The following is a 16,309-nucleotide window of genomic DNA, read 5'->3' on the forward strand; positions in this document are numbered from 1 at the left end:
AGCGGGTAATCTTCGATGAACGCGAAGCGGTCGATGCGCAACGTCGGCATCGGTTCGTATGGAACATCAACCGCTCTCGGCGTGTTCGAGCCTCTCGATGAACTCGTCGATAGCACTACGCGGAATGCGACGAGACGCGCCGAGTTTGACGCTCCGAAGGTCTCCTGACCCAATCAGTGCAAAGACGCGCGTTCGCCCGCATCCAAGTAGCCGAGCTGCTTCCTCGGGTCGGTACAGGCGTTCAACCATGGTGGCTCCTTGTGTCAGTTCTGCGCAGATCACTGCGATTCAATGTCGATCATACGCATGAGAGTTGAAACCGCGCAACTCTATGTTGTATAGTGTTGAAATGACACAGTGGAGCGAAGATGTGAATCGGCGGATTGCCCGCGCGGTGAGGGCCGCCCGAGGCGACGACGTGTCTGCGCAAGATGTTGCTGACAAGACCAAAGAACTCGGTCACCACATAACTCGCGATACCATCGCCAACCTTGAGAGTGGTCGAAAGAAGTCAGTGGATGTCGCTGAACTGATCGTTCTCGCGAAAGCTCTTAACGTTGCACCGATTTCGCTGATCTACCCCGACTTGTTGTATGGAGAAGTCGAGGACGTCCCCGATCACATTGCCACTACCGAAGACGCCATCCTGGCTTTCGTTGGTCATCCCGACGACGAGTCCGTTGAGTTCACGTCGATGGGGACGTTTTGGGACTACTACAACTTCCAGTACGCAGCGGGTCAGCACGAGGAGGCTGGCAACAGTGCCGCAGCCGCCGAAGCGCGGCGCGCGGCGAAGGGGGCCCGCGACCACGGAATACGCGTATATAACTGGGTCGTCAACGATGAGTAGGCAACAACTTCCGCCACAGATCAAGAAAATCGAAATCAAGGATCGCCGCACGGGAAAGGCTCTGACTCGCTACGAGCTATTCACCACCGTTGGCGACGACCCGACGACCGGCAGACGCAGACACGTCAGACGGCGATTCAAGACTGAACGCGAAGCCCGTGATGCGTTCGCCGAGGTCCTGCACGAAGCGTCCAAAGGAACGTTCGTTGCGCGCAAGAGGCTCACCGTCGCTGAGGCCGTAGATGATTACGTCGCTGCCCGTCACAATCTGCGCGCTACTTCGCTATCCAAGCTGACCTACGACCTCGGGGTGCTCAAGCAATTTCAGGGTGACTTGGGCCTGCAACAACTGACCAAGGCTCACATCGACCGAATGGTGCGCCAGCTCGTCGCAGGCGGGACGACCACACCACCAACGAAGAAGTTTCCGAATGGCCGCAAGCGCAAGCCGTGGGGACCAAAGGCGGTTAATAAAGTCATCGCTGCCACTGCCCGACTGCTCGAAGACGCGCACCGTCAGGGCATGGTTCCGCGCAACGTCGCCGTGGGCGTGACCCGCGTGGCGTCATCTCACCAATCGCTCGACACGTTCACGCAAGCCGAGGTGCAGAAGCTCCTCGCGGCGCTCACGGATGACCGTCTGGCTCACGCCTGGCACTTGGCTCTGTCGGGCTTGCGTCGTGGCGAGATTGCAGGCCTGCGGTGGTCGGATGTCGACTTCGACGGCGGAACGCTCACCATCGCCAATAACCGCGTCTCCGCTGGCGGGGTCGCAGTAGAGAACGACCCCAAATCGTTCACGTCAAGGCGTACGCTTCCGCTCCCAGATCGTCTCGTCGGCGCCTTGCATGATGCGCGTGAGCGTCAACGTGTCGAACGCGTCGAGGCCGGCCCTGCGTACCGCTCAGGCGCTTACGTCGTCTCCAACGAAATCGGCGAACCCTACTCGCCCGCTGTGTTGTCCCGGTACTGGCGCGACACTCTGGCCCGGTGTGGGATGCGGCACCTGAAGTTGCATGGGGCTCGACACACGGCCGCCACGCTCATGCATCTCGATGGCGTGCCGGTCGCTGTGATCGCAGCATGGATCGGACATAAAGATGCATCGCTGACGATGAAGCTCTACGCGCATTCGCAGGATGACGCTTTGAAGCTGGCTGCAACAGCCATCGACTACTTGCAACATTGAGCGCAACACGGAGGTTGTGGGCCGAGCGATTGAGTGCATCGCCGCAGGTAGACGTGGAGCCGATGACGGGAATCGAACCCGCGTATTCAGCTTGGGAAGCTGATGTTCTGCCATTGAACTACATCGGCGCGCTCGGGAGAGTCCGGCTTGAGCAGGCTAGCATCCCGGCCGCCCCGGCCGTCGGCTTTGTCCGCCGCCGCCGAATCACTGCGGCTCCGTCGGGCATAGATGCGAAGACGAATTGAAAGCGCGGGAATCGGCGTCGCTATCAACATAGAGAGCTTTGCCGAGCAGCCCCGAGTAACCCATCCGCCCTCGTAGAGGTGCCGAAAGAATGCTCGCCTCGTGCTGGTGAAGGCCCGATATTTATTCTTTCGTTATCGTGCCGTAATCTGCCTTCCGTGGGTCGGCACGAATTACCTAGGTCTCGGCGAAAGGCTCGGCGAAAGTCGCCGATCATCCTGACCGCCGGCGCGGCCGTGGCAGCCGCGTTCTTCGGGGCCGGCGGCGACGTCTACGCGGCCGCCGCCCACGAGCGCAGCAAGCCGGTGGTTCCCGACGTCGAGCCGTGCTGCTGGGAGCTCGTCGCGGCACCACCCGCCAGCAGACCCGCGAAGGGTGCAGGCGACGACCAAGTTGAACTGGTCCGGGCATCGCGGTTGCGGGTCGACAGCCGCTTCCTGCCGGTCGGCAGGGTCAACGAGCAGGGCCTGCAAGTCAGAACGATCTTGGCGGCTCGCGCCATCAGTGCGGCGTTCCCCGAGATCCACGAAATGGGCGGCGTGCGACCGGATTCGAAGCCATGGCATCCGCGCGGGCTGGCGATCGACGTGATGATCCCCAACCCCAGTTCCGCTGAAGGTATCGCGCTCGGCGACCGGATCGTCGCGTACGTGCTGGAGAACGCCGACCGATTCGCGATGCAAGACGCGATCTGGCGCGGCATGTACTACACGCCGCACGGCGCGCGGGCCATGGGAATGGGCCACTACGACCACGTCCACGTCACCACGCTCGGCGGCGGATATCCAACCGGTCGGGAAACCTACCTCCGCTGAGCGGGCATCCTCGCCGCAGGCGGTTAGGCTCACACCCGTGCTGCTCTCTGATCGTGACCTCAGGGCCGAAATCACCGCCGGGCGGTTGGGCATCGACCCGTTCGACGACACCTTGGTGCAGCCCTCCAGCATCGACGTCCGACTCGACTCGCTGTTCCGCGTCTTCAACAACACCCGCTACACCCACATCGACCCCGCCAAGCAGCAGGACGAGCTGACCAGCCTGGTGGAACCCGCTGCGGGAGAACCGTTTGTGTTGCACCCGGGCGAGTTCGTGCTCGGCTCGACGCTGGAGCTGTTCACCCTGCCCGAGGATCTGGCGGGGCGCTTGGAGGGCAAGTCGTCGCTGGGCCGCCTGGGCCTGCTGACGCATTCGACCGCGGGCTTCATCGACCCGGGTTTCACCGGTCACATCACGCTGGAGCTGTCCAACGTCGCCAACCTGCCGATCACGCTGTGGCCGGGTATGAAAATCGGGCAGCTGTGCATCCTGCGATTGACCAGCCCGGCCGAACATCCCTATGGCAGTTCGCGTGTCGGCTCGAAGTACCAGGGCCAGCGCGGGCCGACGCCGTCGCGGTCCTACGAGAACTTCATAAGATCTACATAAGTTCACCAGCGCGCAATCATGGCGTCACTGCGAGATCATTGGTAGGTCTGCGCTACTCCTCCGCGCAGGCTATGGCCGCAATGAAACCTCTGGAGGGGTCTTGGATGTCGTGCTTGGGGTGTCGATGGCACCCTCATCGATTCAAATGGTCGTCTTGGAGGGCGAAAACGCCGACGGCGCAACGGTTGAAGAGGACGAGCTCGTCGTCACCGACGTTGACGTGTTGCAGGGCGTCGGTGCGCCCGACCGCGTAATCTCGGCCATCCTGGGCACCCGCGAGGGCGCCACCGACGCGGGCCTGCAGCTGTCGGCGATCGGGGTGACGTGGACCGACCAGCTCGAGGCGGCCGTGCTGCGCGACGCGCTGGCCACCTATAAGCTCGAGAACGTCATGCTGGTGTCGTCGTTCCTCGCCGCGGCGGCATTGGGCCAATCCGTAGGCGGCGCAATGGGTTACGACCGCACGGCGGTGCTTTTCGTGGAACCCGAGAACGCGACGTTGGCGGTCGTCGAAACCTGCGACGGATCGATCGCCGACTTCTACAAGGAACCGATCGACAACCCGTACAGCGACGAGGCGACCGCCCAACTCACCGGGATGCTCGCCGTGTTGGAGGACACGGGATTAGACCCGGGCGGTGTGTTCGTGGTCGGCTCGGGCGTCGACGTCGCCGCGATCAAGCCCGCGCTCGAGGCGGCGACTTCGTTCACCGTGAGCGCGCCGGAAGAGCCGCAGACCGCCCTTGCCCGCGGGGCCGCGTTGGCATCGGCGAACGCGCCGTTGTTCGCGTCGTCGACGGCGGCGCTGGCCTACGCCCAAGACCCCGGCACGGGCGCGGTCGAAGCGCACGCCCTGCCCGAATACCTCAGCGGCGAGCTCGGTGACGGCGACCTGGCCTACAGCGCCGTGCGCGACGAGGATGCCGAAAGCCCGACCGTCGTCATCGGCGCGCCAATGGATCTGGATGACGGCCAGCCGCGGCACAGGCCGGCCCTGCTGGTGGGCAGCGGGCTGGCGGTGGCGGGCATCGCCGCGGTGGTGGCGATGGAGATCGCGTTGGCGGTCGGCATCCGCACCACGGTCGCGCTGCAGCAGCCCACCCCCGGCCGGCAACTGATCGTGCCGGCCGAGCAGGCGCCGGCGCGCCCCAACCCGGTGGCGTCGCACGCGCAGCCGAAGATCGAGGCCCCAGTCGCGTTGGCCGCGCCCAAGCCGCTGAACCTGCCGGCCCCGGCGCCCGTGCCGGTGGCCCCGCCGGCCCCGCCGGCTCCGCCGGTCCCCGTCGTGGTCCCGCCGGTGATCGTTCCCGCACCGGTGGTGCACCCGCCCATCCTCGAGGCGCCGGTGCGGCCCTTGGATCCCGAGATTCCCCGACCCCGGGCAATCCTCCCGGACCAATCTCCGCCTCTGCATCAAACCCCGCCGTGGCAGCAAGGGACGTCCCCCAAGCCAAAGAAACCCGGCGGCGAGGGCACCGGACCGTCGAGTGGGCCCGGGCCGATTCACGGCGGCCACCCGGATGAACCCGGCTCGGGACCCGTTAACGGACCCGGTCCAGAGCCCGGCGGCCCGTTCGGCGGCGGCGGCCCGTTTGGCGGTGGCGGACCGTTCGGCGGTAACGGACCCTTCGGCGGTGGCGGACCGTTCGGCGGTGGCGGACCGTTCGGCGGCGGCGCCCCCGGCTCGGAGCCCGGTCATGTCGGCGGCGGCGTCCCCGGCTCGGAGCCCGGTCATGTCGGCGGCGGCGCCCCCGGTTCCGAGCCCGGTCATGTCGGCGGCGGCGCTCCCGGGGGCGGCGGACCCTTCGGCGGTGGCGGACCGTTCGGCGGCGGCGGTGGCGGACCGTTCGGCGGCGGCGGTGGCGGACCGTTCGGTGGCGGCGGCGGACTCTTCGGCGGCGGCGGCGGGCCCTTCGGGGGCGGCGGCTTCGGCGGCGGCGGCCACAGCGGCGGTGGCTTCGGCGGGGGCGGCCACAGCGGCGGCGGCTTCGGTGGCGGCGGCCACAGCGGTGGTGGGTTCGGTGGCGGCGGCCACAGCGGCGGCGGACACCACTAGCCGCAACCGAGTTTTTACAATCGCTCCCGTGAAAAGCGAGTAACCTCGAAAACATCGCGGGCGGTTGACAAGCGGACCCGCCCATTCCCCTCAGCACGTCGGAGGGAGACATCGCGGTGGTGGGCATCGTGCTCGGTGTCTCGATGGCGCCGACCAAAGTCCGCATGCTGCTGGTCGAGGGCGAAAACGCCGACGGCGTCACCGTCGACCAGGACAACCTCGATGTGACCGCGGACTCGTCGGCCGAGGCCGCGGCCACTCGGGTGGTCTCGGCCATCTTGGGCACTCGGGAAGGTGCCGACGAGGCCGGCTTGCAGCTGCTCTCCACGGGTGTGAGCTGGACGGATCCCGTCCAGGCCGCGGCGCTGCGCGATGCGCTGGCCGCCCACAAGGTCGAAAACGTGATGCTGGTGTCGGCGTTCATGGCCGCGGCCGCGATGGCGCAGGCGATCGGCGACGCCACCGACTACGACCAGACCGCGCTGCTTTACGTCGAGCCGTATAGCGCGACGTTGGCCGTCGTCAAAAGCGCCGACGGGTCGATCTCCCAAGTGCACCGCCGGCTGCTACCCGACGACGAAGACCAGGCGGTGGCCCGACTGCTCGAGCTGGTTTCCCGCGCTGAATTGCTGCACGCCCACCCAGCCGGCGTCGTCGTGGTCGGTTCCGGCGTCGACATCCCCATGATCAAGCCGGCGTTGGAAGCCGCGACGTCCCTGCCGGTGTGCACGCCCGAAGAACCAGAGCTGGCGCTGGCCCGCGGCGCCGCGCTGGCGTCGGCGAATGCGCCGTTGTTCGCATCGTCCACGGCGGCGCTGGCCTACGCGCTGGATCACGGCACCGGTGGGCCGAGTCATCGCGGCTACCCGATCGCGGAACAGAGCAAGCCGGGCAAGGACAACGTCGCCTACAGCGCCGTCCCGGACGAGGACGCCGACGCCGACACCGGGATGGCACCAGCCGACGGCGCCGGGCTGGATGAGTCCGCGGCGCGGCGCCGGCCGCTCTTGCTGCTGGGCAGCTCGCTGGCCGTGATCGTCACCAGCGCGGTCGTCGCGCTGGAGATCGCCTTGGCGATAGGCATCCGGCCGACCGTCGCCTTGCGCCCCAACCCGAACGAAAACCTCATCGTCCCGGCACAGCAGCACAGCCCGCCGCCGCAGGCTGCCGTCCCCAGGCAACCACCCCCGTCGCCCAAGTCCATTGCGCCGCCCCGATTGTTGAACGTGCCGGCGCCGGCGCCCCCGCCCAGGGTTGCGCCGGCCCCGATTCCGGTGGCGCCGGTGCCCGTGCCCATCCAGCGTCCGATGCGCATTCCGGTGGCTCCGCGGCAGCCCTTCAGGCGCGTGCCGTTCGGCGGCGGACACGGCGGGTTCGGCAGACCGTTTGGCGGCCACGGATTCGGCGGCCACGGCTTCGGCGGCCACGGTTTCGGCGGCCACGGTTTCGGCGGCCACGGCTTCGGCGGATTTGGCCACGGTTTTGGCGGTTTTGGCGGGGGTCACGGGTTCGGCGGGTTCGGCCACCGCTAGCACCTGGCCCAAAGCGTCCCGGCCCTCACACGCGTAAACTGGGCGGCTGCGGGGAATTCGGGGGAGTACTCGCTGAACGGCTGCAAGAAATTCTTTTGGGGGAGCTTTGGACACGGTTCTTGGTGTGTCGATGGCGCCGACGGCCGTGCGAATGGTACTGGTCGAAGGCGAAAACGGTGACGGCGCGACCGTCGATGAAGACAACTTCGATGTCGCCGCTGGCGAAGACACGGCGCCGGCCACCGCGGCCGGCCAGGTGATCTCGGCCATATTGGGCACCCGCGAGGGCGCGGCCGCCGGCGGCTACCAGCTCACGTCGACCGGAGTGACCTGGACGGACCCGATCGAGGCCGCGGCCCTGCGCGACGCGCTGGCCGCTCACAAGGTCGAGAACGTGATGTTGGTCTCGGCGTTCCTGGCGGCCGCCGCGCTGGCTCAGTCGGTCGGCAGCGCCACCAACTACGCCCACACCGCGCTGCTGTTCGTCGAGCCGGACACCGCGACGTTGGCGGTCGTCGACACCGCCGACGGCTCGATCGTCGATGTCGAGCGCCGGGCCCTGCCCGAAGACGACGACGCGGCGGTGGCCGAGCTGACCACCTTGGTGTCGGGCGCCGAGGCGCTGGACACCCGCCCGGAGGGCGTGTTCGTCGTCGGCTCCGGCATCGACGTTCCGCTGATCAAGCCGGTGCTCGAGGCCGCGACCACGCTGCCGCTGAGCGCGCCGGAGGAGCCCGAGACGGCGCTGGCCCGCGGGGCGGCGTTGGCATCGGCGCATGCGCCGCTGTTCGTGTCGTCCACCGCGGCGCGTGCCTACGCGCAGGACCCCGGCACCGGGGCCGTCCTGCCGTACGTGGCCGGCGCCGGTTACTACGACGTCCCCGCCGGTGCGGATGCGGCCGATGCGCTTGCCTACAGCGCCGTTCCCGACGATTACGCCGACGCCTACACGGCTGCACGGACCGGCGCGACCGGCGTCGTCGACGCCGAATATCCCGAGCACAGGTCGTTCAAGCTGATCGGCAGCGCGTTGGCGGCCATTTTCGTCGTCGGCGTGGCGGCGCTGGTGGTGTCGCTGGCGGTCACCATCCGGCCGACGGCCGCTGTGCGGCCGAATCCCGGGCACAACGCCGTCGCGCCCGCCCAGCCGCCGGCGGCGGCTCCCGCTCCCGCGCCCGCGGTGGCTCCCGCGCCAGCGCCAGCGCCGGCGCCGCAGGCCCCGGCGCCTGCCCCGGCACCGGAACTTGCGCCTGCCCCGGCGCCGGCGCCGCAGGCTCCTGCCCCCATACCAGAAGCTCCGGCGCCGGCCCCTGTTCCGGTTCCCGCCGCTCCGGCGCCGGTTCCGCCGCCGGTGGCACCGCCGCCCGTCCCGGTGCCCGTCCCGATACCGTTGCCGATCTTCGGCGGCCCGCCCGGCGGCCACTACGGCGGAGGCCCCCATGGGGAAGGCCCCCCCGGCCACTTCGGCGGCGGCCACGGCGGTGGCGGATTCCCCGGATTCCCCGGCGGCGGTGGTCACGGCGGCTTCGGCGGCGGCTTCGGCGGCGGCCACGGTGGCGGTCACGGCCGATAGCCACCTGCACCTGTCACCTGGCGTTTGCCTGCCGCTCAACAGCGCGATGCGGTTAGCTCATCGCGGCCACCTACACACGGTGGTATGCGTTGCGCCGTCTTTGGCACCGGCTACCTGGGCGCCACCCACGCCGTCGGGATGGCGGAACTCGGGCACGAGGTCGTCGGCGTCGACATCGACCCGGGCAAAGTCGCCAAGCTGGCCGGCGGCGACATCCCCTTCTACGAGCCCGGCCTCCGCAACCTGCTAACCAAAAACCTTGCCGCGGGCCGGCTTCGGTTCACCACCGACTACGACATGGCCGCCGAGTTCGCCGACGTGCACTTCCTGGGCGTCGGCACGCCGCAGAAGAAGGGCGAATACGGAGCCGACCTGCGCCACGTGCATGCCGTGATCGACACGCTGGTGCCGAAGCTGACCAGATCGGCTGTGCTCATTGGCAAGTCGACGGTTCCGGTGGGCACCGCGGCCGAGTTGGGCCAGCGGGCCGCGGCGCTGGCGCGTCCCGGAGTGGACGTCGAGATCGCCTGGAATCCAGAGTTTCTGCGCGAGGGCTTCGCCGTGCGCGACACCTTGGAACCGGATCGCATTGTGCTTGGCGTGCAGGATGATTCGCCCCGAGCCGAGGCGGTGGTGCGCGAGCTCTACGCACCGATGCTCGACGCCGATGTGCCGTTCTTGGTGACCGATCTGCAGACCGCGGAGTTGGTCAAGGTGTCGGCCAATGCCTTTCTGGCAACCAAGATTTCGTTCATCAACGCGATCTCCGAGGTGTGCGAGGCGGCGGGAGCGGACGTCACCGTGTTGGCCGATGCGCTCGGGTACGACTCGCGGATCGGGCGCAAATTCCTCAACGCCGGTTTGGGTTTCGGCGGAGGATGCCTGCCCAAGGACATCCGCGCGTTCATGGCCCGGGCCGGCGAACTGGGGGCCAACCAGGCGCTGACGTTTCTGCGCGAGGTGGACAGCATCAACATGCGCCGGCGCACCCGGATGGTCGAAGTGGCCACCGCCGCGTGCGGCGGCTCGCTGCTGGGCGCCAACATCGCCGTGCTCGGCGCGGCCTTCAAACCCGAATCCGACGACGTGCGGGACTCGCCCGCGCTCAACGTGGCGGGCCAGCTACAGCTCAACGGCGCCGCGGTCAACGTGTACGACCCGAAGGCCCTGGACAACGCCCGTCGGCAATTCCCCACGCTGAACTACGCGGTGACCGTCGCCGAGGCGTGCGAGGGCGCCGACGCGGTCCTGGTGTTGACCGAATGGCAGGAGTTCATCGACCTCGCCCCCGGCGATCTGGCCGAGCGGGTGCGGGCCCGGGTCATCGTCGACGGCCGCAATTGCCTCGATGCCCGACTCTGGCAGGCCGCCGGTTGGCGGGTATTCCGGCTGGGCGCGCCGCTGCCTTAGGGTCCCGAGGCGGCGCGCTGGTACACCGTCAGCTGATCGTAAACACCCCAAAATTGGACTGGCTGGCGCGAATCCACTTCGATCCAGTCTCTGCCGAGCAACCGGTGCAGCTCCTCGTCGCCGGTGTGGCCCTGCTGCTCGCCGATGTAGATGATGCGATTCCCGTTGTAGGCCTTCACTATTCGCGCACCGACATCCTGGGCGAAGGGTGGCCAGGACAGGAACAGCGTGCGGTCGGGGTGCAGCGCCGCCGCTTCGGCGCAGTCCTTCGCGGCGACCTCGGCGTACAGGTCGCCGCCGTGCCAACCGTTGGTGACCAACGTCGCGCCCGGGTTCAGGTCGTAACAGGCGACGTCGATCCCCAGTTGTGCAAGCAGGTAGGCCCAATACCCCGTGCCCGCAATGGGATCGACCAAGCCGCCGTGCGCGTGCTCGGCCACGAACGCGACGGTATCGGGGTCGGGAATGGTCCAGCAGTACTTCCGGACGAGCAGCTGCCGGTTCGGGAGCAGGGCCATGCTCTCGGCGACGGGCCGGTCCAGGCGGAACTCGCCGACCACCGGGTTGCCCCGGAAGCTATCGGCGGCAACGAAATCCTTGACGGCATCCCAGAAGGGGTTGTTGATCACTTTCATCGCTGAGGCACTCCCTCTCCCGAATCAATGTTGCGCCAAGTCGTGTCGGGGCGGGGTCGGGGACGTTAAATCCGGATCAGATCCGCTCGGCCATTGGCCTCGACCAGAAGCTTCGAGCAAGTGGTGCCATGCGCAAGAAGCTATGCGACGGCAAAGAGGCGCCACTCGCCGGGCACGCCCCTAAGCTCGTGCGCGCCGCGATCCTCGAATGCAAGTCCTGACCCGATCACGAGGTCGCGCAGCGTGCTGGACACCAGTACGTCGTTGGGCCCGGCCAGGGCACTCACCCGCGCCCCGATGTGCACACCGATCCCACCGATGTCATCGCCGCGGACCTCGCACTCGCCGGTGTGCAATCCGGCGCGCACCTGGATGCCTAACGCCAGCACCGCATCGCGGATCGCGATGGCGCAGCGGATCGCCCGTTGCGGGCCGTCGAACATCGCCAGGAAGCTGTCGCCCGACGTGTTCACCTCGCGACCGCGAAACCGTGCAAGCTGTGACCGTACGACGGCGTCGTGGGCATCAAGCAACGCACGCCAGTCACGGTCGCCGATCTCCGCCGCGCGGCGCGTCGAGTCAACGATATCGGTGAAGAGCACCGTGGCGAGCACCCGATCATCTGGCACGTCGGGCCGCTGGCCGGTGAGGAACTCGGCGACCTCGCGGAAGGACTGGTGCCACGGGTCGACGAACTGGAACGCGTTGCGTCCTGGTAGCTCAACGTACTTCGCGCCCGGTATGCGATCAGCGATGAACTTCCCGCCAGCGGTCGGGACCAACGCGTCGTCGGTGTGGTGCAGGATGAGGGTTGGCACGCGGATCGTCGGCAGGATCGCCCGCACATCCAATTCGGTTGCGAGACTCAGCACGAGAGATAGGGCCCCTGGGCTCGCCGCCAGGCGTTCGTGTCGCGCCCAGGCTGCCCGAATCTCTTCGTTCCACGGCATATCCGGATTGAGCGCATGTTGGAACTCTCCCGTCCCCCACGTGGCGGGCACGGCGGCCCGGACTTCCTTGGGCGCTAGTCGCTCTGTGCCCGAGTAGCCCTCGAGCACCACCAGCGCGGTTGTTCGAGACGGATGCGTCGCCGCGAACAGCGCGGCCGGCGCGGACCCGCCGTTGGGTGCCAAAAGAACCGCCTCGCGACTCCCGAGATCGTCCAACACAGCGGTGATGCTGTCGGCCCACTGCTCCAAGGTCGGCAGCGCGCCCGGCGCGACGGGATCCGATGCTCCCGTGCCAGGCTGATCGAAGAAGATCAGCCGACCAAGCGATGTCATCGCCTCGGCCCACCCTTGCAGCGACGGCAGCTCCGGAAAGACCTCACAGTTTGTGAACCAGTTTGGGACGAACACAATGTCGCGCTCGCGCTCAGCGGAGGCGCGATAAGCGACGCGCAAGTCCCCGTTCAGCGCATAGCGCGTCTCCGAGAACATTTACGGAAGTCTAAGCCGGGAACCGGGTCTGGTTTCGGTGCATTTTTATGTGCCTATTAATGCGTCCTTTGGCGAGTTGCTGCCTGCCGCTGTCCGTTGAAGGCGCTTTCAGTCGGTGGGTAGAAGTACTCCCGCCAGGCCGTGATCTTTTCGTCGCGCACCTCGTAGGCGCCCATCACGGGCCAACCTGTGTCTTTCCCGTCCAGGATCCAATGATCGCGGCGCTCCATCAGCACCACATTCCCGTCCACGGCTAGATGGCGGATTTCCAGCTCAACGCACGTTCCGCGCCCAAAAAATTGCTTCATGAGTTTGCCGATGGCGTCGCGGCCTGTGAGCTTCGGATAGGCCGGACCAATATCGAAACGCGCACCTTCGGCGAAGTGGCTCATGACCTCGTCGACGTCGTTTCTTCCCCATGCAGCCATCTCGGCCCGAACGATCTCCTCAGGCTTCATCGCGCCTCGCAGTGTGTTGTCGGGAGCTCCCAGGTGCGCTCGGAAGAGGTGCAAGCCATTAGATACCTCGTGTAGGGAAAGACGAATGGTGTGCCGCCAAATTCATCGCAGTTTCATACAGTTAGAAAGAGGTATCGGGCGGCTCCGTCGGAATCGACGGCTCTCGATGAAGTCGCAACATGGATAACCCCGAGCGGGCGTAGCCTGATCGTCGTGGATTACGCGGCCGCATTGCTCGAGGAGAACCGCGTCTTTGCGGATCTGATCCGCGACGCCGACCAATCCCTGCCGGTGCCCACCTGTCCGGGCTGGGACATCCAGAAGCTGTTGCGGCACGTGGGTCGGGGCGACCGCTGGGCGGCGCAGATCGTCAGCGAAAGGCGTGACGACTACCTCGATCCCCGCGAGGTCGAAGGCGGCAAGCCGCCGCCGGGTACCGACGACACCATCTCCTGGCTGCGCGGCGGCGCGCGACGGCTGATCGACGCGGTCGAGCTGTCCGGGGTCGAGGCCCCGGTCTGGACCTTCCTCGGCCCGCGCCCGGCGAACTGGTGGATCCGGCGACGACTGCACGAGGTGGCGGTGCACCGCGCCGACGTCGCCATCGCGATAGGCGCAGCCTTCACGCTGGAATCCCAGATCGCGGCCGACGGGATCACCGAGTGGCTGGAACGCGTCGCGATCCAGGCCGGAGGCAACGGCGCCCCGCTGCCGCTGGAGAACGGCGACACCCTGCATCTGCACGCCACCGACGAAGGCCTCGGTGAAGCCGGCGAATGGACCGTCGGCGTCAACGACGGCGGGATCAGCTGGGCACACGAACACGGCAAGGGCACCGTGGCGCTGCGCGGGGGCGCCACCGACCTGCTGCTGGCGATGCTGCGCCGAGTGCCGGTCGCCGACACCGCCATTGAGCTCTACGGCGACGCCGCCACCTGGCAACGATGGCTGGATCGCACACCCCTTTAAGTCTTTAAGCTTGCAGACCATGACCACATCGGAGATCGCCACCGTGCTGGCTTGGCACGACGCCCTCAACGCCGCGGACCTCGACACCCTGGTGGCCTTGTCCAGCGGCGACATCGACATCGGCGACGCGCATGGAGCCGCCCAGGGGCATGCGGCGCTACGCCGATGGGCGGAAGCGCAGCAGACGACGGGGGCGGAGCTGGGCCAGATGTACGTGCGCGACGGCATCGTCGTCGTCGAACTCGATGACGCTGCGCTGGCATTTCGTGTTGTTCGCGACCGCGTCACCTCGGTGTTCCGGCATGATGGCTTGGCGTCGGCGCTGGAAGCCACCGAGCTTTCCGAGGCCGACCTGGTGAGGTAGGGGCAAAAGGAGCTTTATATGCGCGGAATCATCTTGGCCGGGGGTTCGGGGACCCGCTTGCATCCGATCACCATGGGCATCAGCAAGCAGCTGCTGCCGGTGTACGACAAGCCGATGGTGTACTACCCGCTGTCGACGCTGATGATGGCCGGCATCCAGGACATCCTGGTGATCACGACTCCGCACGACGCGGCCGGGTTCCAGCGGCTGCTCGGCGACGGCTCGCAATTCGGCATCAACCTCACCTATGTCCAACAGCACCAACCCGACGGTCTGGCACAGGCTTTCGTCCTCGGCGCCGACCACATCGGCAACGATTCCGCGGCTTTGGTGTTGGGGGACAACATCTTCTACGGACCCCGAATGGGCACCAGCCTGAGCCGCTTCCAATCCATAAGCGGCGGAGCCATTTTCGCCTATTGGGTCGCCAATCCGTCGGCCTACGGTGTCGTCGAATTCAGCGCCGACGGCATCGCGCTGTCACTCGAGGAGAAACCCGAAACACCGAAGTCCAATTACGCCATCCCGGGTTTGTATTTCTACGACAACGACGTCATCGAGATCGCCAAGAGCCTGAAGAAATCGGCGCGCGGCGAATACGAGATCACCGACGTCAACCGGATCTATCTCAACCGCGGGCAGCTGGCGGTCGAGGAGATGGCCCGCGGCACGGCCTGGCTGGACACCGGCACGTTCGACTCGCTGCTGGACGCCAGCGACTTCGTCCGCACGCTGGAACGACGGCAGGGCCTCAAGGTCAGCGTTCCCGAGGAAATCGCCTGGCGGCACGGCTGGATCACCGACCAGGAACTGGCCGAGCGGGCGCGCACCGTGGTCAAGTCCGGCTATGGCCGCTACCTGCTGGAGCTGCTGGAACGTCCGCGGTAACGCCGCCCGGTTTGGCCAGCACCGCGGCGATTGCCGTCGTCAGCGGCACCGACAGCGCCAGGGCGATGCCGCCAACCGCCGAGCGGACCAGCTCGATGGCCACGCTCTCGCTGATCAGCACGTCACTCAGCGACCGGTTGGCGACACTGAACAGCAACAGCAGCGGCAGCGAACTGCCGGCGTAGGCCAGCACCAACGTGTACACCGTGCTGGCGATGTGGTCGCGGCCCACCCGGATCGCTCCGCCAAAGATCGCCCGGCGCGAGGTGTTCCCGCCGAGCCGGGCCAGCTCAAACACCGTCGACGACTGGGTGACGGTGACATCGTTCAGCACACCCAGCGACCCGATGATGAAGCCTGCCAGCAGCAGGCCGCTGATCGACACATTGCCCAGGTACACGGTGACCTGGGAGTTCTGTTCGTCCGACAAGCCGGTCAGATGAGCCAGGCCGATCGCCCCCCACGACAAGCCCGCCGCCAGCAGCAGCGCTGACAACGTGCCCAGCAGGGCCGCACTGGTCCGCAGGTTGACCCCGTGCGCGAGGTAGATCACCGCGTACAGGATCGCCGCCGACGCCACCAGCGCCACCGGGACCGCCGGCGCGCCGTCGCGCAGCGCCGGCAGCAGAAACAGCACCAGCACGGCGAAGGCGACCACGATGCCGGCGAGCGCCAGCAGCCCGCGCCAGCGGGCCACCGCGACGATCACTACCGCGAACGCCAGGCCAAGGACCACCAGCGGCCAGCCCCGCTCGAAGTCGTAGAACGCGTACGTCGTGGCGCCCTGCGCGTCGACGGTGCGGATCACCCGGATGTGATCACCCGCGCCGAGCCGCGGCTGTCCGGGACCGGGGGAGAACTCGAGCAACGTGCTGGTGCCGGCGTTCGGTCCGGAATCGATCGCGACTCGGGTGAGCGCGCATCGCCCGGCCCCCGGGATCGCCGGAAGCGGTGCCGTGGTCAGCACCTGACCGGCCGACGGGCTGCCGCAGTCGCCCATCCCGCTGGACAGGACGTGCCCGCTCACCGTGGTCACCGCGCCGCCCGAGGCGCTCTGGTAGGGCAGCGGAATGTCGACATGCTCGCGGCTGGGCCAGAGCCAGACCGCACCGGCGATCACCCCGATACCGATCGCGACCAGCAGCCCTACCACGATCTTGGCGGGCAGCGGATCCAGCGGTGACGGGCCCGACGAAAAGTTGTGCGAGTGGGTCACCCGATCCACGGTAGGGTTATTGATCACCAGGTTGGCCAATTCCGGGACTGGCCACCCGAACG

At 67.3% G+C, this 16,309-nt stretch carries 16 protein-coding genes and 1 tRNA gene; 11 read left to right on the forward strand and 6 right to left on the reverse strand.

The genetic code is table 11. The features are described 5' to 3' along the window. Nucleotides 1–66 precede the first annotated feature (66 nt). Nucleotides 67–249 carry a helix-turn-helix domain-containing protein gene (locus G6N66_RS00805; protein ID WP_085233770.1) on the reverse strand — a complete coding sequence of 61 codons (183 nt, stop codon included), beginning with the start codon at nucleotides 247–249 and terminating at the stop codon, nucleotides 67–69. A 100-nt stretch (nucleotides 250–349) separates the two neighbouring features. Here G6N66_RS00805 and G6N66_RS00810 point away from each other — a divergent pair, with 100 nt between their 5' ends. Both G6N66_RS00810 and G6N66_RS00815 read left to right on the forward strand, forming a co-directional pair. Then, nucleotides 350–850, forward strand: a complete 501-nt coding sequence (locus tag G6N66_RS00810; protein WP_139825287.1) for a helix-turn-helix domain-containing protein — start codon at nucleotides 350–352, stop codon at nucleotides 848–850. Continuing rightward, the gene (locus G6N66_RS00815) at nucleotides 843–2,039 is read left to right on the forward strand and encodes a tyrosine-type recombinase/integrase (RefSeq protein WP_085233772.1); all 1,197 of its coding nucleotides are present in this window, start codon (nucleotides 843–845) and stop codon (nucleotides 2,037–2,039) included. The genes G6N66_RS00810 and G6N66_RS00815 overlap by 8 nt, the downstream gene beginning before the upstream one ends. A 54-nt stretch (nucleotides 2,040–2,093) precedes the next feature. Here the strand turns inward: G6N66_RS00815 and G6N66_RS00820 are convergent. Further along, a tRNA-Gly gene (locus tag G6N66_RS00820) sits at nucleotides 2,094–2,167 on the reverse strand. Nucleotides 2,168–2,440: 273 nt separating this feature from the next. On the opposite strand from G6N66_RS00820, the gene G6N66_RS00825 reads away from it, so the two are divergent. The 6 genes from G6N66_RS00825 to G6N66_RS00850 all read left to right on the forward strand — a co-directional run bounded on the left by G6N66_RS00825 (nucleotide 2,441) and on the right by G6N66_RS00850 (nucleotide 10,278). Then, complete coding sequence (locus G6N66_RS00825) at nucleotides 2,441–3,097, forward strand: hypothetical protein (protein ID WP_179968240.1); 657 nt, start codon at nucleotides 2,441–2,443, stop codon at nucleotides 3,095–3,097. A gap of 37 nt (nucleotides 3,098–3,134) precedes the next feature. After that, nucleotides 3,135–3,707 carry a dCTP deaminase gene (dcd, locus tag G6N66_RS00830; protein ID WP_085233773.1) on the forward strand — a complete coding sequence of 191 codons (573 nt, stop codon included), beginning with the start codon at nucleotides 3,135–3,137 and terminating at the stop codon, nucleotides 3,705–3,707. 124 nt (nucleotides 3,708–3,831) lie between these two features. Further along, a complete protein-coding gene (locus G6N66_RS00835) occupies nucleotides 3,832–5,763 on the forward strand; it encodes a DUF7159 family protein (RefSeq protein WP_163645753.1) in 1,932 nt (643 codons plus the stop codon). Nucleotides 5,764–5,879: 116 nt separating this feature from the next. Further along, the gene (locus G6N66_RS00840) at nucleotides 5,880–7,295 is read left to right on the forward strand and encodes a DUF7159 family protein (protein ID WP_085235456.1); all 1,416 of its coding nucleotides are present in this window, start codon (nucleotides 5,880–5,882) and stop codon (nucleotides 7,293–7,295) included. A 106-nt stretch (nucleotides 7,296–7,401) separates the two neighbouring features. Further along, nucleotides 7,402–8,868 carry a DUF7159 family protein gene (locus G6N66_RS00845; RefSeq protein ID WP_428842170.1) on the forward strand — a complete coding sequence of 489 codons (1,467 nt, stop codon included), beginning with the start codon at nucleotides 7,402–7,404 and terminating at the stop codon, nucleotides 8,866–8,868. Between the two features lie 84 nt (nucleotides 8,869–8,952). Continuing rightward, a complete protein-coding gene (locus tag G6N66_RS00850; RefSeq protein WP_085235454.1) occupies nucleotides 8,953–10,278 on the forward strand; it encodes a UDP-glucose dehydrogenase family protein in 1,326 nt (441 codons plus the stop codon). Here G6N66_RS00850 and G6N66_RS00855 read toward each other — a convergent pair. The 3 genes from G6N66_RS00855 to G6N66_RS00865 form a co-directional block, all read right to left on the reverse strand. Next, a complete protein-coding gene (locus G6N66_RS00855) occupies nucleotides 10,275–10,913 on the reverse strand; it encodes a hypothetical protein (RefSeq protein ID WP_085235453.1) in 639 nt (212 codons plus the stop codon). The two genes, G6N66_RS00850 and G6N66_RS00855, sit on opposite strands and share 4 nt — an antisense overlap. A 140-nt stretch (nucleotides 10,914–11,053) precedes the next feature. Further along, nucleotides 11,054–12,352: an adenylate/guanylate cyclase domain-containing protein gene (locus tag G6N66_RS00860; protein WP_085235452.1), complete on the reverse strand. Its 1,299-nt coding sequence runs from the start codon at nucleotides 12,350–12,352 to the stop codon at nucleotides 11,054–11,056. Nucleotides 12,353–12,408: 56 nt separating this feature from the next. Further along, on the reverse strand, nucleotides 12,409–12,810 hold the full coding sequence (locus G6N66_RS00865) for a limonene-1,2-epoxide hydrolase family protein (protein WP_085235459.1): 402 nt from the start codon (nucleotides 12,808–12,810) through the stop codon (nucleotides 12,409–12,411). Between the two features lie 213 nt (nucleotides 12,811–13,023). On the opposite strand from G6N66_RS00865, the gene G6N66_RS00870 reads away from it, so the two are divergent. From G6N66_RS00870 to rfbA, 3 genes are read left to right on the forward strand one after another with little or no spacing between them, the layout of a single operon-like run. Beyond that, nucleotides 13,024–13,779, forward strand: coding sequence for a maleylpyruvate isomerase family mycothiol-dependent enzyme (locus G6N66_RS00870; protein ID WP_085235451.1), 756 nt, complete (start codon nucleotides 13,024–13,026; stop codon nucleotides 13,777–13,779). Nucleotides 13,780–13,798: 19 nt separating this feature from the next. Further along, nucleotides 13,799–14,143, forward strand: a complete 345-nt coding sequence (locus tag G6N66_RS00875) for a hypothetical protein (protein WP_085235450.1) — start codon at nucleotides 13,799–13,801, stop codon at nucleotides 14,141–14,143. Nucleotides 14,144–14,161: 18 nt separating this feature from the next. Continuing rightward, complete coding sequence (gene rfbA, locus G6N66_RS00880) at nucleotides 14,162–15,031, forward strand: glucose-1-phosphate thymidylyltransferase RfbA (RefSeq protein WP_085235449.1); 870 nt, start codon at nucleotides 14,162–14,164, stop codon at nucleotides 15,029–15,031. On the opposite strand, the gene G6N66_RS00885 is transcribed toward rfbA, so the two are convergent. Next, nucleotides 14,979–16,247, reverse strand: coding sequence for a YibE/F family protein (locus G6N66_RS00885; protein WP_085235458.1), 1,269 nt, complete (start codon nucleotides 16,245–16,247; stop codon nucleotides 14,979–14,981). The genes rfbA and G6N66_RS00885 overlap by 53 nt on opposite strands. Nucleotides 16,248–16,309 lie beyond the last annotated feature (62 nt).

The organism is Mycobacterium conspicuum, from assembly GCF_010730195.1.
GTDB classification, from domain to species: Bacteria; Actinomycetota; Actinomycetes; order Mycobacteriales; family Mycobacteriaceae; genus Mycobacterium; species Mycobacterium conspicuum.